Source organism: Pseudarthrobacter sp. 05T312 (assembly GCF_056396685.1).
In genome coordinates this window covers 166,839-182,585 of sequence record NZ_JBFTLY010000003.1, presented here as the reverse complement: position 1 = coordinate 182,585, position 15,747 = coordinate 166,839, and the positions used below count along the sequence as shown (strand labels likewise).

The 15,747-nt window shown below is 61.2% G+C and carries 14 protein-coding genes and 1 pseudogene; 12 read left to right on the top strand and 3 right to left on the bottom strand.

The window, feature by feature from the left end; genetic code table 11:
- The 7 genes and pseudogenes from AC1DIP_RS06865 to AC1DIP_RS06835 all read left to right on the top strand — a co-directional run bounded on the left by AC1DIP_RS06865 (position 1) and on the right by AC1DIP_RS06835 (position 7,709).
- The gene (locus AC1DIP_RS06865) at positions 1–741 is read left to right on the top strand and encodes a gamma-glutamyl-gamma-aminobutyrate hydrolase family protein (RefSeq protein WP_133830834.1); all 741 of its coding nucleotides are present in this window, start codon (positions 1–3) and stop codon (positions 739–741) included.
- Positions 738–1,931, top strand: coding sequence for a cytochrome P450 (locus AC1DIP_RS06860; RefSeq protein WP_133830833.1), 1,194 nt, complete (start codon positions 738–740; stop codon positions 1,929–1,931). Before AC1DIP_RS06865 ends, AC1DIP_RS06860 begins: the two co-directional genes overlap by 4 nt.
- 5 nt (positions 1,932–1,936) lie before the next feature.
- A complete protein-coding gene (locus tag AC1DIP_RS06855; protein ID WP_133830832.1) occupies positions 1,937–2,173 on the top strand; it encodes a ferredoxin in 237 nt (78 codons plus the stop codon).
- Positions 2,170–3,330 (top strand): NAD(P)/FAD-dependent oxidoreductase, encoded by a 1,161-nt coding sequence (locus AC1DIP_RS06850; protein ID WP_242703047.1) that lies wholly within the window; start codon positions 2,170–2,172, stop codon positions 3,328–3,330. The genes AC1DIP_RS06855 and AC1DIP_RS06850 overlap by 4 nt, the downstream gene beginning before the upstream one ends.
- 4 nt (positions 3,331–3,334) lie before the next feature.
- Positions 3,335–5,119 carry a helix-turn-helix domain-containing protein gene (locus tag AC1DIP_RS06845; RefSeq protein WP_133830831.1) on the top strand — a complete coding sequence of 595 codons (1,785 nt, stop codon included), beginning with the start codon at positions 3,335–3,337 and terminating at the stop codon, positions 5,117–5,119.
- Positions 5,120–5,326: 207 nt separating this feature from the next.
- A complete protein-coding gene (locus AC1DIP_RS06840; protein ID WP_133830830.1) occupies positions 5,327–6,091 on the top strand; it encodes a type 1 glutamine amidotransferase in 765 nt (254 codons plus the stop codon).
- A gap of 293 nt (positions 6,092–6,384) precedes the next feature.
- Positions 6,385–7,709: pseudogene (locus AC1DIP_RS06835) on the top strand (ISL3 family transposase).
- A 132-nt stretch (positions 7,710–7,841) separates the two neighbouring features.
- Here AC1DIP_RS06835 and AC1DIP_RS06830 read toward each other — a convergent pair.
- The 3 genes from AC1DIP_RS06830 to ald all read right to left on the bottom strand — a co-directional run bounded on the left by AC1DIP_RS06830 (position 7,842) and on the right by ald (position 10,264).
- Positions 7,842–8,336 (bottom strand): HtaA domain-containing protein, encoded by a 495-nt coding sequence (locus AC1DIP_RS06830; protein ID WP_242703048.1) that lies wholly within the window; start codon positions 8,334–8,336, stop codon positions 7,842–7,844.
- A gap of 488 nt (positions 8,337–8,824) precedes the next feature.
- Positions 8,825–9,082 carry a hypothetical protein gene (locus tag AC1DIP_RS06825; protein WP_133830829.1) on the bottom strand — a complete coding sequence of 86 codons (258 nt, stop codon included), beginning with the start codon at positions 9,080–9,082 and terminating at the stop codon, positions 8,825–8,827.
- A 66-nt stretch (positions 9,083–9,148) separates the two neighbouring features.
- The gene (gene ald, locus AC1DIP_RS06820; protein ID WP_166183130.1) at positions 9,149–10,264 is read right to left on the bottom strand and encodes an alanine dehydrogenase; all 1,116 of its coding nucleotides are present in this window, start codon (positions 10,262–10,264) and stop codon (positions 9,149–9,151) included.
- A 137-nt stretch (positions 10,265–10,401) separates the two neighbouring features.
- On the opposite strand from ald, the gene AC1DIP_RS06815 reads away from it, so the two are divergent.
- From AC1DIP_RS06815 to AC1DIP_RS06795, 5 genes are all read left to right on the top strand, one after another.
- Positions 10,402–10,884, top strand: a complete 483-nt coding sequence (locus tag AC1DIP_RS06815; protein ID WP_056387789.1) for an Lrp/AsnC family transcriptional regulator — start codon at positions 10,402–10,404, stop codon at positions 10,882–10,884.
- 202 nt (positions 10,885–11,086) lie between these two features.
- Positions 11,087–11,509: a PAS domain S-box protein gene (locus tag AC1DIP_RS06810; RefSeq protein WP_205679365.1), complete on the top strand. Its 423-nt coding sequence runs from the start codon at positions 11,087–11,089 to the stop codon at positions 11,507–11,509.
- 37 nt (positions 11,510–11,546) lie between these two features.
- Entirely contained in the window at positions 11,547–12,326 is a 780-nt protein-coding gene (locus AC1DIP_RS06805; RefSeq protein WP_133830826.1) for an MBL fold metallo-hydrolase, read from the top strand.
- A 191-nt stretch (positions 12,327–12,517) separates the two neighbouring features.
- Positions 12,518–13,243 (top strand): winged helix-turn-helix transcriptional regulator, encoded by a 726-nt coding sequence (locus AC1DIP_RS06800; protein ID WP_133830825.1) that lies wholly within the window; start codon positions 12,518–12,520, stop codon positions 13,241–13,243.
- A gap of 232 nt (positions 13,244–13,475) precedes the next feature.
- The gene (locus AC1DIP_RS06795; protein WP_133830824.1) at positions 13,476–15,632 is read left to right on the top strand and encodes an amylo-alpha-1,6-glucosidase; all 2,157 of its coding nucleotides are present in this window, start codon (positions 13,476–13,478) and stop codon (positions 15,630–15,632) included.
- The last annotated feature ends 115 nt before the right edge of the window (positions 15,633–15,747 follow it).

Genomic DNA, 15,747 nt, shown 5'->3' with positions numbered 1-15,747 from the left:
ATGAGGGCGCCCCTTATTGCCATTTCAGCGGCTCGGCAAACCGTCGATACCGCCTTCGGCCCGATGCCTTCAACAGTCCAGAACATGGCCTACGCCAACGGCGTCCTTGCCGCGGGCGGCCGTCCTGCCATTCTTCCGTCAACGGCAACAATCCCCGATGCGGCCCTTGAAGGGTTCGACGGGCTCATCCTCACCGGCGGCGGCGACATCAGCCCCCGACTGTATGGCGAGGACCCGATCGACACGGTCTATGACGTCTGCGATATCCGGGACGATTTCGAGATCGAGCTTTACAACGAGGCCATGCTTCGTGGCATACCGGTCCTGGCGACCTGCCGGGGAATGCAGCTTGTCAACGTCATTCGCGGCGGAACCCTGGTCCAGGAAGTAAGCCCGGACCGAGGGCACTGGCAGGACAACCCTTCGCACCAACCGTGGCACAGGGTGCAGCTGGAACCTGATTCCGAACTTGCCCGGATCGCTAAAGGCCTGAGCATCCCGGTGAACAGCTACCACCACCAGGGCCTGGGAAGGCTCGGGAAAGCCCTTCGCATTGTGGGACGGGAAGGCGATGTTATTGAGGCAATCGAAGCCGATGATGCCAGCCTGATCGGGGTGCAGTGGCATCCCGAACACATGGTCGATTATGACGAAGCCCAGAAGGCTCTCTTCGTGGATCTCGTGGAGAAGGCCGCGGCACACGCACAGTCAGAGCAACTACTTCAGGAGCAATTCTCATGAGCACAGAAACCGAGCGCGGGCTCAGCCACAACAAGTCAGACTTTGACTTCCACGGACGGGCACTCGACAACATTTTCGACGACTACCAGGACATGCTCGCCAACGGTCCTGTCGGTCACAGCGACAAGTATGGGGGCTTTTGGTACATCACCAAGAGCGAAGACATCTTCAATGCAGAGCAGGATCCTGACACTTTCGCTGTCGGTCCCTCCATGCTCCTCCCTGCCTTCGGCACCGATGTCCCCCTTATCCCGATTGACATCGATCCGCCGACCCACGCTGACTTCCGCAAGATCCTGCTGCCGATGTTCACTCCCATGAATGTTTCCAAGCTGGGCCCGGGAATGCGGGAGACCGCCCGGCAGCTCTGCCAGGAGGTCCTCGCGGCGGGCGACGTCGTTGATGTCTCGGCGAAGCTTGCCCGCCCGATGCCGACAATCATCTTTAGCCGCCTGGCCGGATATCCGGAGCAGGACTGGCCGATTTTCGACCGGTGGATCGATGAGATCATCTATGAGCGCACGGCCCATCCTGAAACGGCCTACGCGGCCGGACGCGAGCTCAACGATTACTTCGACCGCCTTCTCGACGAACGGGAAAAGGCCGGACCGGAAGCAGAGGCCAGCAACGATCTGATCACCCAGCTTCTGAAAGCGGAGGTGAAGGGACGGAAGCTCACGCGTGAAGAACTGCTGTCGTACTGCTACCTGCTCTTCCTGGCCGGGCTGGATACGACCGCCTGGGCAATCCGGTCCGCCCTTTGGTACCTTGCCGGCAACCCGCACGCCCAGCAGCAGTTGCGTGAAGACCCGGACCTGATCCCCACAGCTGCCGAGGAGTTCCTGCGGACGCTTTCTCCGGTCCAGGCCATGGCCCGCACAGCAAAAGCAGACACAGTTGTCCGTGGCCAGGAGATCAAGGCCGGGGAACGCGTCGTGCTCGTCTTCGGCGCGGGCAACCGGGACCCGGAGGTCTACGAAGAACCCAATGAAATCAAGATTGACCGTGAAGACAACCGCCATCTGGCCTTCGGCGGCGGTATCCACCGGTGCCTTGGATCGAACCTTGGCCGCGCCGAGATGGTTATTGCCATGGAGGAATTCCTGAAGGCTGTCCCTCACTTTGAACGGGCGAATGACGACGAGCCGTGGCACGGCGTCGGCCCGCTTACCCTCAAGATTGGAGCTTGATCACTATGGGAGAACTTTGGGTCGATGGAGGGCGTTGCCAGGGCCACGCCCGGTGCTGGGCGCTGGCACCCGAAACCTTCGAGATCGACGAGGAAGGCTATGCGCACGTCATTCCTGGCCGCGAAAACAGCGGCGACGAGCCGAACGTCCGCAAGGCCATCCGGAACTGCCCTGAACGGGCAATCCTTGAACGGGAATCGACCGAGGCCGGCGAAAAAGCCGCAGAGGTTTCGGCGTCGTGACACATCTGCCAGACCGGGTCGCGATTATTGGCGCTTCGGTTGCATCGGCGATGCTGATTGAACGCAGCCGTGAGCTTGGGTTTGCAGGCGAATTTATCGTCATAGATTCCGACCCGAATGCGCCTTACGACCGGCCCCCGCTGTCCAAGCAGTTTCTTTTAGGCACTGGTTCCGTCGAACCGGCCGAGTGGTGGCCGGAGGCTACGCCGATCCTCAACGCAAAGGCGATCGGGCTGCTCCCTGACAAGCGGACTGTTCTGCTGGACAAGCTCGGAGAAGTGGCGGCTGACGCGGTCGTCATCGCATCCGGAGCCGGTTCCATCAGACTGCCAAAAGAGCCGGCAGGCGTTCTCAGCCTGAGAACCGCCGAGGATGCCCTCGCCCTGCGCAATGCCGTGGATGCAGGGGCTGCCAGTGCGATCATCATCGGCGCCGGAACCATTGGTGCGGAGCTCGCCTCCACACTGGCCCAGCGTGGGCTTGCGGTCACCGTAGTGGATCTGGCTCCGCAACCAATGCAGCGCTTCTTTTCAGGACATCTGGGGGAAGAAGCAAAGGCATGGATGCACTCGGCCGGTGTTGTAACCCACTTTGGAGTTGCTGTGGAGTCCATTCAGAAAACCGATGCCGCATGGACAGTCCAGGTCAGCGGCCTGGACCTGCACGCCGACCTTGTTATCAGCGCTGTCGGCGCCCGGCCCAATACTGAATGGCTGACCTACAGCGACCTCGACATTTCCAACGGAGTCCGTTGCACTGCCGACGGGAAGGCGCTGCTGACCAGCGGTGAAATCGCTGACGGGATCTTCGCTATCGGAGACGTTTCGGCACGGCAGGCCGAGGACGGAACGTTTCGGCGGTTCGAGAGTTGGACTCAGGCGCAACGGCACGGTGCAGCCCTGGCTGAATACTTCGCCGGCTTCGAATCCATGGAACTGGAACAGGCTCCGTACGGATGGACGGAGCAGTTTGGTCGAAAGGTCCAGGTACACGGGATGCTTCCGCCGGAAGGCGAACTTGTGCAGGTCTACGCTGCCGAGGAACGCAACGCCGCCTTGTACCGGATCGGATCCGCGGAGGAGGAGGCGGCCTGGATTGGCGTCAACGCGCCAAGGCAGTTCAGTCGGGCCTCCATGGGCATGAGCCTCCTAAGCTGAAAAGATGAATACCCCTGCTGAGCCCGCGGCGCCGCAACCGAACGAGGTCCTGCCGGCTGACTATCGCCAAAAACTCCAAATAGCAGAGCTCCGGGCAGATACCCTGTCTGAGCTCACGCAGCTCATGATGGAAGGACCCGATCCGCTCGCGCTTGCTCAAAGGGCAGTGGACCTGGTTGCCAGGGCAACAAACTCAGCAGGGGTTTTCGTCTACCTGTGGGATGAACAGGAACAAGTTCTTGTTATGCGTGCAGGTACCGCTGGAGTGCAGAGCCAGCAAGTTGGAAGGGTCACCCTTCGCCTCGGCGAGGGGGTAACCGGCTGGGTGGGGCTTACCCGGCAGTCAGTTGTCCTTAACAAAAACATTCAGCAGGATCCGCGGTTCGTCAGCATCAGCGAACTGCAGGAAGAAGATTTCAACTCGATGCTGGTAGTCCCGATCGTGGCTCCGACCGGGACGCTCCTGGGTGTATTCAGCCTCTGGTCGTATGTCGAGGAAACCTTCACGTGGGAGTCAAAGCTGATTGCCGACGAGGTGGGCATGCTGCTTGCCAGCGGCCTGCTGCAGGCTGAGACTGTTGATGACTTGCGGCGTCAGTCTGCAGCAGCACATTTCCTTGTAGATTTCCCGATCAACTCCGCCACTTCGGTTCTGCAATGCGCTCAAGTGGCCGCCCAGTCGATCCTCAAGCACATGAGCTCCGACGGTTGCGTCATCGAATATTTCGGTCGTGGTCCAGCCACATCCCCGCCCACTGCCATCGCAATGGACAAGGGCGAGCGAAGCGGAACAGTGGTTCGAACCACTCACTCACGAACAGCAACCTCCGAATTTATCGAATCCAACTTCGCCGGACATGAGCGGATATCTGTTTCCTTCGGCCTGACGAGCACCCGGGGCATCGTCACCTGCTACCGTCCACGCCGCTATTCCGCCAGGGAACTTGACCGACTCAGCGCCATTTGCTCCCAACTGGCCGCCCTGTTTGAAGCAGTAGAACTGGAATCGGTAGGTTCCTCCCATGCTTCACGCCTGCTTCGAAGCGTCGGCACGAGCACATTCGCCCGCATTCTGGAGGAGTCAGGCTGGTCAAAGGGCCGCACACTGCCTGTCCTGGTACGGGTGAAACGGCTGAAATTCGACTCGGATGCGGTGTCCAGGCGCATTGCCCCCTACCTGCAGGAACTGGCCGGCCCACGGTCCCTCGTCTTCACGGAGGGACCCCTCAGCCTGCTCTTTATTGATACCCCCTCCGGTACGGGAGAGGAGATCAAGGCGAAGCTGGAGACAACTCTTTCTGAGCTCGACGAACACCGCGGCGTCTCAGCCTTCGCCGGCCTCGGTCCGGTGGCCCGCGATGTCGCTTCCCTGCAGCCTGCGCTTTCCGACGCCGAGACCGCACTGGCATGGACAGAACTGGTTGCCAGGACGTCCGGGAGACGGGTCACCTCTTTCAGCGAAATAGAACATCTGCAGGACGTGCCGCTCGTAGGGGAAGGGATGTCTGCGGAGATCAAGGACGTGCTCGCTGAACTCAGGTCCCTCATGCGCTACGACGCAGAAAATGGAACCCAGTTGGCCGAAACAGTTGCCATGCTGCTATCCAACAAGGGATCCATTGCGGACACGGTCTCCAAGTTGCACATCCACCGCAACACGCTCCGGCAACGCCTCCAGCGCGTAGAGCAGCTCATCGGTCATTCCTTCGAAGAATCCGGAGACTGGCTACCCACAGGCATTGCCGCACGGTTGGCGGTGCGGGAAGGCCAGCGCGCGGTTCTTCAGTGACGGCAACGGCCGCCCAAACTAAATTCCTGTTCAAGGACCGTCCCATGGTGTGAATAGTGTCGACCCCAGCCATCCGAAGCGCCAATGCCTCAGCTCTGCAAGCACACACATTCGGATCTCCATGTGCAAATGGCACTGCGGTCGCGGCGATGCCGTTCGCTACCTTGAAGTATTGGAAACTCCGATCGCCCGATAAGGAATTCGAGCATGACCTACCAGCCAGATCTTTCCCGAGGCGCCGGCACTTTGCAGGCCCTCGTCATACAGCCGGATCCCTATTGCCCGATCGACCGTCTCGGCCTGTGGCTGCACGATGAGGGTATAACCACCAGAATTGTCCAGCCATTTAATGACGACGTGATCCCGGAAATACTTCGGGAGGACGCCCTGGTGGTCCTGGGCGGTGACATGAGCTCGCTGGACGACCATGTCTATCACTGGCTTGCCCACATCCGCAGCCTTATGGCAGCTGCTGCCAGCCACAGGAAGCCCACACTTGGGATATGCCTCGGAGCTCAGCTGATGGCACAGACTTTCGGCGGTACGGTGACCAGGGGCGACCAGGGCCTCGAGGCGGGAGTCGTAGAGGTAGCATTACGGTCCGAGGCGGCCGGGGATCCCCTGATGGCCGGGTTACCGGGCCCTTTCTGCGCCGGGGCCATGCATGGGGACATGATCGACCACCTGCCACCTTCGGCGGTCTGGCTCGGGATGACCGCCCAATATCCGCATCAGGCTTTCCGGGTAGGCGAAATGTCGTGGGGAGTTCAGTTTCACCCTGAGCTGTCGCCGGCGGTCTACCGCCAGTGGCTATCCCTGGTCGACGAGAATGACGCGGTTGCCATGGAGCGGGCAGGGCATGGTATGCAGGCGTTCGAGAATCAAGACCAGATTGTGAGGGAGCATACTGAGGCAATGGCACGACGCTTCGCCCACCTGGTCCGAACGACCGCAACAGTGGCTTCCCAGTAGACCAAGTGGTGTGGCGGCGCTGCCGTTGCGGCTTGGACGTGTCCTGGACATCCGGCGCCGCGCCTCCTGCCCCCGGCACCAGTCATTCCAAGGGGGCGGGAACATGCCATATCCGTCGTGATCGGATGCGCCAGGTATGTGGCCCTTCGCAGATGAGCGTGGTTAGTGCTGGCTGAGACTGTCCCCGCCGGGCATTGGATGTTGTCGGTGCGGCGTGGTGCGGTGGGAATAAGGTCAGGGCCTCTTTGAATTGGTTGCGGCCAAGCAAACCAACACCCAAAAGAGACCCTGACATGAATAACTCTATGTCTTGTTCCGGTGGCCGCTGGTGCACGCGCGCCGGATGCGCTGCTCGGTGTCGAGGGCCTCCACATCAACTCCGTCACAGCAACCGCCAACGGCCTGGTTCTGCACGTCGAAACCGGTGAAACCCTCAGTGGCTGTCCGGGCTGCGGCGTCGTCGCGGTCGGGCACGGCCGCCGGCCGGTTCGTCTCCATGACACCCCGTGTTTCGGTCGTCCGGTGCGGCTGCTGTGGGCCAATCGCGTCTGGCGCTGCCCCGACCCGGACTGTCCGGGGGAACACCTTCACCGAGGAACACCCGTTGGCCGGGCCGCGGGCGAAACTCACCGCCCGGGCAGTGGCATGGGCGACCGACGCGCTGCAGCGTTTCGACACTTCCGTTTCAGCCCTGGCCCATCAGCTCGGCTTTTCCTGGCACACCGTCTGGGACGCCATCAAGGCAGAGGCCACCAGGCGCATCGGCATCACGGAACGGCTGGCCGGCGTGAACGCGCTCGGCGTCGACGAGCATGTCTGGTCACACACGGGCCCGCCGGGATCCGGCATGGTCACCGGGATCGTGGACCACACACGGGACGCCCGCGGCATAGTTCACGCCCGGTTGCTGAACCTCGTTCCAGGACGGTCCGGGAAGGCCTACGCCGACTGGCTCAAAGAGCGCGGTGCCGCCTTCACCACCGGCATCAAGACAGCGGCCCTGGATCCGTTCCGTGGCTACGCGAACGCAATCCGCGATGAATTGCCAGAAGCCATCACCGTCCTGGACGCGTTCCACGTCGTAAAACTCGGATCGGCCATGGTCGATGAGGTCCGCCGCCGCGTCCAGCAGGACACCCTCGGACACCGCGGCCGCAAGGGCGATCCGCTCTACGGCATCCGCCGGGCGCTGCAAGTCGGCGCCGAACACCTCACCGACAAACAAACCGCCCGGCTCGACGCGAAGCTCACCCTCGGGGACCCGCACCACGAGGTCACCCTGGCCTGGCAGTGCTACCAGAAGCTCCGCAACATCTACCACGCCAGACCCGAGCGAGGCAGGGAACTAATCAACGAAGTGATCGCTTCGTTCCCGTCCTGCCCGATCCCGGAAATCTCACGACTGGGCCGGACGCTCAAACAATGGAAGGCAGCGATCCTGGCCTACTTCGACACCAACGGCGCCTCCAATGGACCCACCGAAGCGATAAATGGCGTCATCGAAACCACCCGCAGAATCGCCCGTGGCTTCCGCAACTTCACTAACTACAGACTTAGATGCCTACTCGCCGCCGGCGGCCACCGCCCCTACCGGATCAAACAAACGAACCATGCCTAAACGCGAAGGGCCAGGTATGTTGAAGCGCCTACGTATCTTGAGCTCCTTGCAACAAACAAACGCACCCGTGTCTTCAGGTGTTTCCCAGCACCGGCCCCAAGCGGTGTCGAACAGGTTCCCTCAAAGACGACGTCACGGTACTTTCACGAAGGATGGTGCTCTCATGGTCAGCGGAGCCAGGGTCTCTCCGGCTGAGTAGCTGTCTGCGAAGACAGCCGCTCCTGCGCTGGTCAACGCTACCTGGACATTCGCCCACATGGTTACGCCGTCTTCCACCGACACCGCCGGCAAACGGAGATCGGCGAGCTGCACCGTCTCGTTTCCTTGCTCGATGGACAGGCATGCCCCGTCCGGCCCGACTTCTATTTTTGGGTTGCAAATTGCGACCGACATAAGCCCATGGTGGGCGAGGAAGCGCGCCTCCCCACCGAACTGGAGCACAAAGTGGTCACCGGCAGACTGGTCCAGGCTCTTGAACGGGAAATAGAACTGCCGGGTATTGGTCACGGCAGCACCGTCACGCAAGAGTATGCGTCCGTCATGCATGGACTGCACGTAGCGGACAAAGCTGTCTTTGACCGCCCATGCCATGCCGAGATCTGCTCTTTCAACAGTGAGTTCGGACATCAGGGTTCCTTTGTCGTTGCCAGGTTGCACAGGGCCGGTGGCGCTCCCCGCTCTCTGACACACCAGGTAGGGGAGGGGCTTGCGGCTGTTCATCTTCGACCATTTTCGTGGCGGTTCAGGTGATCGACATGTACTGCGGGCACATCATTCGCGCGGACCGTGTGCCTGGCGCCCATCGGAAAGGACGGTCGTTGAGGTTACGAGCCTGCTGGGGGAGCGCTGATGGGCGCGGCCCGTCAGGCCGGGTCTGAATTAGAGTGCCATATTCAGTCGTTCAGACGCGATGCACTCGTAGACGAGCCCGGGAGGAATCCGGTGGCAGAGCTCCAGGGTGTAGGACCAGGGGCCGTGCCAGGTGACAAGAACACCTGACGCTTCACTGTTGTCCCGTTGGGAACGCAGCCTGGTGATTGCTGCTGACAATTCATTATCACTGTGAAACCGTTCCCGATGCTGTACGTATCCAGCCGCCTTGGACTGCCCGCCCCTCATGATGCAGCCTCCCGCTGGAAGTCAGGGCAACGGCTGAACCTCTCGGTTTCCCACTTGTAGTCGACCCACACGTTGAAACCGTCTGCCCGGTGAAATAGCCGGCGGGGCTCAGCGCCGTCACTGTCGAGCCACAGGATTTGATCATCGTCGGTGACTGCATCGACAACTCCGCGCCGGATCTCCTCATCCTGAAGTTTAACAATGACCGGCTGGCCAATCAGCGGCTGCCACTTGGGTTGCAGGTGAAATGCCATTCGATGCTTTCCCTTCCTGTGAAGCGGGCCGTGTCTGCCTTCTATCGGGCAGACACGGCCGATGCCTTAAACCGTTACCAGGTCCTGCCAGTCGGCGAGGTCATGCCCGTGGGCATCGCTGACAGACTTGTGGGTGACCTTGCCTGCCGCCACGTTCAGACCGCCGGCGAGAGCGGGGAGCCGGTCGAAAGCACCCTTGACGCCGTAGTTGGCCAAAGCCACCGCGTAGCGGAGCGTGACGTTGGTCAGGGCGTAGGTGGAGGTGTTCGGGACAGCGCCGGGCATGTTGGCCACGCAGTAGAAGATCGTCTCGTGGACCTTGTACGTGGGTTCCTGGTGCGTGGTGGGGTGGGTATCTTCAAAGCAGCCGCCCTGGTCCACGGCGATGTCAACGAGCACCGAGCCGGGCTTCATCCGGGCCACGAGGTCGTTGGTGACGAGCTTGGGTGCCTTGGCGCCCGGGATCAGGACGGAGCCGATGACGAGATCAGCATCGATAACGGACTTTTCGATCTCGTATGAGTTGGACGCTACGGTCTTCAGGCGGCCCTGGTACTGGGCGTCCAGCTCGCGCAGCCGGTTGATGTTGATGTCCAGGATGGTGACGTCGGCGCCGAGGCCGAGCGCCATGGCCGCGGCGTTGGTGCCGGCGACGCCTGCACCGAGGACGACAACCTTGGCGGGACGGACGCCCGGAACGCCGCCGAGCAGCACACCCTTGCCCCCTGCCGGCGCCATGAGCGAGGTCGCACCGACCTGGACGGAGAGCCGGCCGGCCACTTCGGACATCGGGGCGAGCAGCGGCAGTGCCCGGCCTTCCTGAACGGTCTCGTACGCGATGGCGGTGACACCGGATTCGACAAGCGCCTGGGTCAGTGCGGGTTCCGCTGCAAGGTGCAGGTAGGTGAAAAGTAGCAGGCCCTCACGGAAGTGCCGGTATTCGGATGCCACGGGTTCCTTGACCTTCATCACCATGTCGGCCCGCGCCCAGGCCTCCTCTGCGGTCTCGACGATCTCGGCTCCGGCAAGGGCGTACTCCTGATCGCTGATGCCGGAACCGGCGCCGGCGCCGGTTTCCACGAGCACGTCGTGGCCGTTTGCTTTGAATTCGTGGACGCCGGCGGCAGTGATCGCGACGCGGAACTCGTTGTTCTTGATTTCCTTGGGGACGGAGATGATCATGACTCATGCTTTCTGAGGGGATTGATGCTTGTGGGCAAAAGAATGACAGAAAATGCGGAAACGTGAGCCCTGCTCGCAGGATCTGCGGCAGAATGGAAGCAGCTCATTAATTCCTGCATTGTGAGGAGCGTTACAGAGTGTCGGACTCGCAGAAACTGCAACAGGTGCCATTGGACGAAGTGGACCACAAGCTTCTTGGCCTGCTGTCCAATAATTCAAGGCGTACCAATCAGTCGTTGTCGGAGGCCCTCGGACTTGCGCCGTCAACCTGTCTTGCCCGCCTCAAGGCGCTCAAAGAGTCGGGGGTAATCAAGCGCTTCACCGTCGAAGTCGCACCCGAAGCAATGGGCCTGCCCCTCCAGGCCCTGGTCAGCGTGCGGCTTAGGCCTGGGGCCCGGCACCTGATGAATGCCTTCGGAAATGAGTTGCGGGACCTGCCCGAGATCAAGCAATTCTTCGTTCTTGGCGGTGCAGATGATTTCCTGATCCACATCACGGCCAGGAATACCGAGCACATCCGTCAATTCGTACTGGACCATCTGTCATCGAATCCTGCCGTCGCAGGCACCCAGACCAACCTCGTGTTCGAGCATGGCCACGGAACCGCCTTCGGACTCTAGGGATCTGGGACAAATGCCGCCGATGGCCCAAGCCAAAGGGCATCCCCGTTTTTCCCGACATCTGCGGCAGGCCCTGGTCGGCGAAACAGCAGGGACGCTGACTCCTTCCAGTCCATGTATTGCACTAGTGGGGGGGCGGCCCCACCTGCTGCAATGGCAATACGAGACGCGAAAGAGTCGCTCATCAGGGAAAGGAGTCGAAGTGTCATCCTCAGATGCACATAACCCCGACTTTCAGAAAATCTTCGAAAGTCTGCCGAACCAATACATCATCGTCACCCCCGACAGAACGATCGTCGCTGCCACTGACTCGTTCCTTGCATCTACGGGAAAGAGCCGCGAGGGAATCGTCGGCATGGACATCCTCGAGGCTTTTCCGGACAACCCGGACAACCCTGACGCCAAGGGAACAGAGATTCTGCGCAGCTCCATCGAGCGTGTTGTCGAAACCGGCAAGATCGATATTCTTCCGCCTGTTCGCTATGACATCGAGAACTCAGACGGGATTTTCGAGCCCCGGTGGTTCCAGCCCCTGAACGCTCCGGCTTTCGACGATGACGGCAAGCTCGTCTATGTCCTGCACGGGGCGGAAGACATCACGGCTCAAATGACGAGCAAGAGCTGAACCCCGGCCGCCACCGACCCGATAAAGGACTGAAATTATGGACGACGTCAAAGCAACCCTCATTGGAGGACCGACCCTGCTCCTCGAGATCGCCGGCTACCGGATGATCACTGACCCCACCTTCGATTCCCCCCAGGTCTACCACCACCCAATCGCCGGACCCGTCATCAAGAAGCTCGCCCCCAGCGCCACCCCCGAGGAGCTTGGCCACGTTGACCTGGCACTCGCCTCCCACGAGCACATCGACAACCTGGACGTGGCCGGCCGGGGTTTTCTGACGATGGTGCCGCTTGCCCTCACCACGACGGAGGCTGCGAAGAACTTCGGCCCCAACGTCCGCGGGACCAGCGACTACGAGACTCATACCGTTACGCTTCCCGATGGCAGGCAGATGAAAATCACGGCAGTGCCGGCGCATCATGGCCCGGAGGGCGTGTGGGACGCACTCGGGCCCGTTATTGGCTTTGTCCTCGAAGCAGAGGGCATGCCGACGATTTACATCAGCGGTGATAACTCCGAGCTGGATATCGTGCGCGAAATTGCGGATCGTTTTCCAGCCATTGATATCGCTGTGCTCTTCGTCGGCGGCGCAAAATTCGATGTGATCGCAGATGGCGCGTACATCACCCTCAGCAATGACCGGGCCCTGGAGGCGGCCAAGATCATGGGTGTCAAGAAGGTCGTTCCAGTGCACGAGGATTCGTGGGAACATTTCAGCCAGAATGCGGACCAGATCAGCAAGCTTTTCGCCGATGCCGGGCTCAGCGAACTCCTCATCGCCTTGAAACCGGGGGAGTCTGCAGACATCCGGCTCTAGCAAACGGACCGCAGAATCGAAGGTTGGACGGATATCGGCCAACCTTCGATTCTTGCTTAAAGGCAGAACCGGTGAAGGCCTGCGACGGACAGGCGGGCATCAACTTATGTGCGTGGCGCACACACAGCACCTCGAAGGGTCGGGAAGAATGGTGGCAGCACAACTCACGGATCGCTTGGAGCTCAGGGACGATGACGACCATTGCGGAGCAGTTCACCCGGGAACAAGACGACCTGGCGAAAACAGCAGGGCGCCCGAGTGCCGATTATTGGTCGATATCACAAGGGCTGCGGCTGCTGGGTGACCGCTGGTCCCTATTGATCGTGCGCGAACTCCTCTGCGGTGAAATGGGGTTCAACGATATGTCCCGGGCCCTGCCTGACCTTTCGCGGACACTGCTTTCCCAGCGGCTCAAGCGCCTGGTCCAGCTGGAGCTTGTCGTTCGCAACGATGAAACCGGCCCCCGCGGCTCACGACGCTACAGACTGACGCCGGTCGGCTACGCGCTGCGGCAGACCTTGGAGTCGCTGGGCCTCTGGGCGAGTCATTGGCATGCGCCCTTTGAGAATGACCTGCGGACAGGGCTTGGCACGCTGCTCGAACACATGGGCCGCAGCCTTGTGACAGATTCCCTGCCCAGGAAGTCGATTGTCCTGGGGTTCGAGTTCGACAACGTCAGGGGAGCTCCCCTTCATGGCTGGATCTGCACAGAGAACAGCAAGACAACCGCGAGCATCGGCCGCGCAGAACGTGTCCCGGATCTTCAGGTTCATGTCGCCCCGCGGGTGCTCTACGACCTCTGGTGGGGTCTGCGCCGCTGTGAGGAGGCGCGGCAGCTGGGCTCCATCGGGTTTGTTGGCCCGCAAGAGTGGGCTGCGGACTTCTCCGGCTGGTTCGCCCCTCGGGCAGCTTCCTAACGGTCAGCGCCCACCATACGGTGCCCCGCGGTTGACAGGCCCGCCGTTTCCCGGCTTCCTGCTATACAGGTACGTTGCACTGGGTCCTGTTTCTGGATGCCATGCAGGGATATGAAACAGGGTCTACACCCCTTAGCCGGGGGAGAGTAGGGTCAAGTAAACAGAGGTGCCGTCGCCCAAGCGTGTCTAAGAGACCACGTTGTGCCGGCGCTGCTTTCTTGGAGGAACCAGGATGGCTGGATGGAATGCTGACACGGCTGCCGGCCCAGTAGGGGCAGGGACCGTCACCCTGGTCGAGGAAACCTCGTTCTGCATTTCTTTGCCCAATGGCGACATTCATCCCGAGCACCCGCATGGCCTGTTCGTGCAGGACACCCGATTCCTGTCCCGCTGGAACCTGACAGTCAACAGTCATCCGCTTGAGTCCCTCGCTGCCGAGACGCGCGAGCCGTTCCGGGCCCTGTTTGCAGGTCGCGTTCCCCGTTCCGACGGATATGCCGACAGCCCGCTGATCGTGGAGCGCCTGCGGGAAGTCGGCGCGGGTATTCAGGAGCGACTTACCGTCCGCAATTATTCAACCAAACCCGTCGAATGCGCGATTTCCCTCGAGGTTGAAGCTGACTTCGCGGACCTTTTTGAAGTGAAGGAAGCCCGGATCCAGCGTGCGTGGGACGCAACCCGGTACGTGGATGGGGACCAGCTGACCATTTCCGGTGTCTGGCAAGGCATGCGAAAACGGGTCGTCATTCAGGCTCCGGGAGCAGAGGTGAAGCCGGAGGGGGTCACCTTTCTGGTATCTGTCCCACCGCAAGGGGACTGGAGCGCTGTCGTCAGTGCCCGGGTTGAGGTTGAAGGCTCTGGCCGGAGCGCCACCCTTGTCCACCCTGAGGGGGAGGAGTTGTCCCCCAGTGACCGGCGCCGCAAGGAATGGGTTGCCAGGATTCCCGTCGTTCGCATGGGTAACCGATCCATTGAGCGTACGTTACGGCGGAGCTACGACGACTTGGGTGCCCTCCGGATCGAGGATCCGGATCATCCCGAACGCGTTGTGGTGGCGGCAGGTGCGCCGTGGTTCATGACGCTCTTTGGCCGGGATTCCCTGTGGGCCTCGGAAATGGCGTTACCGGTGGATCCCTCACTGGCTTTGGGGACGCTGCAGACGCTGGCGGACCGGCAAGGAACCATCGTGGACCCGCTGACCGAGGAGGAGCCCGGCAAGATCCTGCACGAAGTAAGGCTTAGCCTCAATGCCGGTTTGGCCCTTGGAGGCAACTCAGCCTACTACGGGAGCGTCGACGCGACTCCGTTATTTGTGGATGTGCTCGGAGCCGTCAGCCGGTGGGGATTCGGAGCAGATATTATCGCCGGTTTGCTGCCCCACGCGGACCGCGCCCTGGAATGGATACGTCACTACGGGGACAAGGACGGCGACGGTTTCGTCGAATATGAACGGCTCAACGACCAGGGCCTGATAAACCAAGGCTGGAAAGACTCCTGGGACGGCATCAATTTTGCCGATGGAACACTTGCGGAGCCCCCGATCGCGCTCTGTGAAGTCCAGGCCTATGTCTATGCTGCGTATACCGCGCGTGCCTGGATGGCATACGACGCGGGCGACACGGCACGGGGAGATGATCTCGCCGATCGGGCGGCGGAACTGAAGCGGAGATTTAACGAGCAGTTCTGGATGCCGGACCGGGGGTACTATGCAATCGCACTCGACGGCAGGAAGCGACAGGTGGACGCGTGTGCTTCCAACATGGGCCACTGTCTGGTCTACGGACTCGTAGACGAGGACAAGGCTCCGCAGGTTGCCGAGCGGCTTATGTCTCCGGAGATGTTCAGCGGCTGGGGTATACGGACCTTGGCCAGCAACATGGGCGCATATAACCCGGCCAGCTATCACAACGGCTCGGTATGGCCCCACGACAATGCAATCATCGCTGCCGGTCTGTTGCGATACGGCTTCGTGGCGGAAGCACAGCGCATTACCACTGCGATATTGGAAGCCGCCGAATTCTCGGGCGGGCGCTTGCCCGAGCTCTTCTGCGGCTTCAGCCGTGATCAGTTCGCCGAACCCGTACCCTATCCAACGGCGTGTTCGCCCCAGGCTTGGGCAGCAACGGCCCCGATCCTCCTGGTGACGAACCTGATGCGGTACGACGTTCATGTCTCCCGTCGGGGACTGTGGATGGATCCTGTGCTTCCGGAAGCCTATGGTGATCTGCACATCACCAACGCACCTGTGGGTGGCGGCCGGATCACCATCGACATCGATAGGTCCGGCCCCTCTATTCAGGGCCTGCCTGAGTGGATGGAATTTCGACGCGGACATCGGCCATGGATTACGGAACTGGTCGAACAGGCAGACCGCCGACGACGGAAGTAGGCAGCCTGACTGTCGTCGACACCCTCGATGTTACAGCGCCGCCATCCCCTCTGGGACGAAGCCGGCGAACAGTTAGATGATGACTTCTGGCACGCCTCCCGTTAGGCGCGGCGAC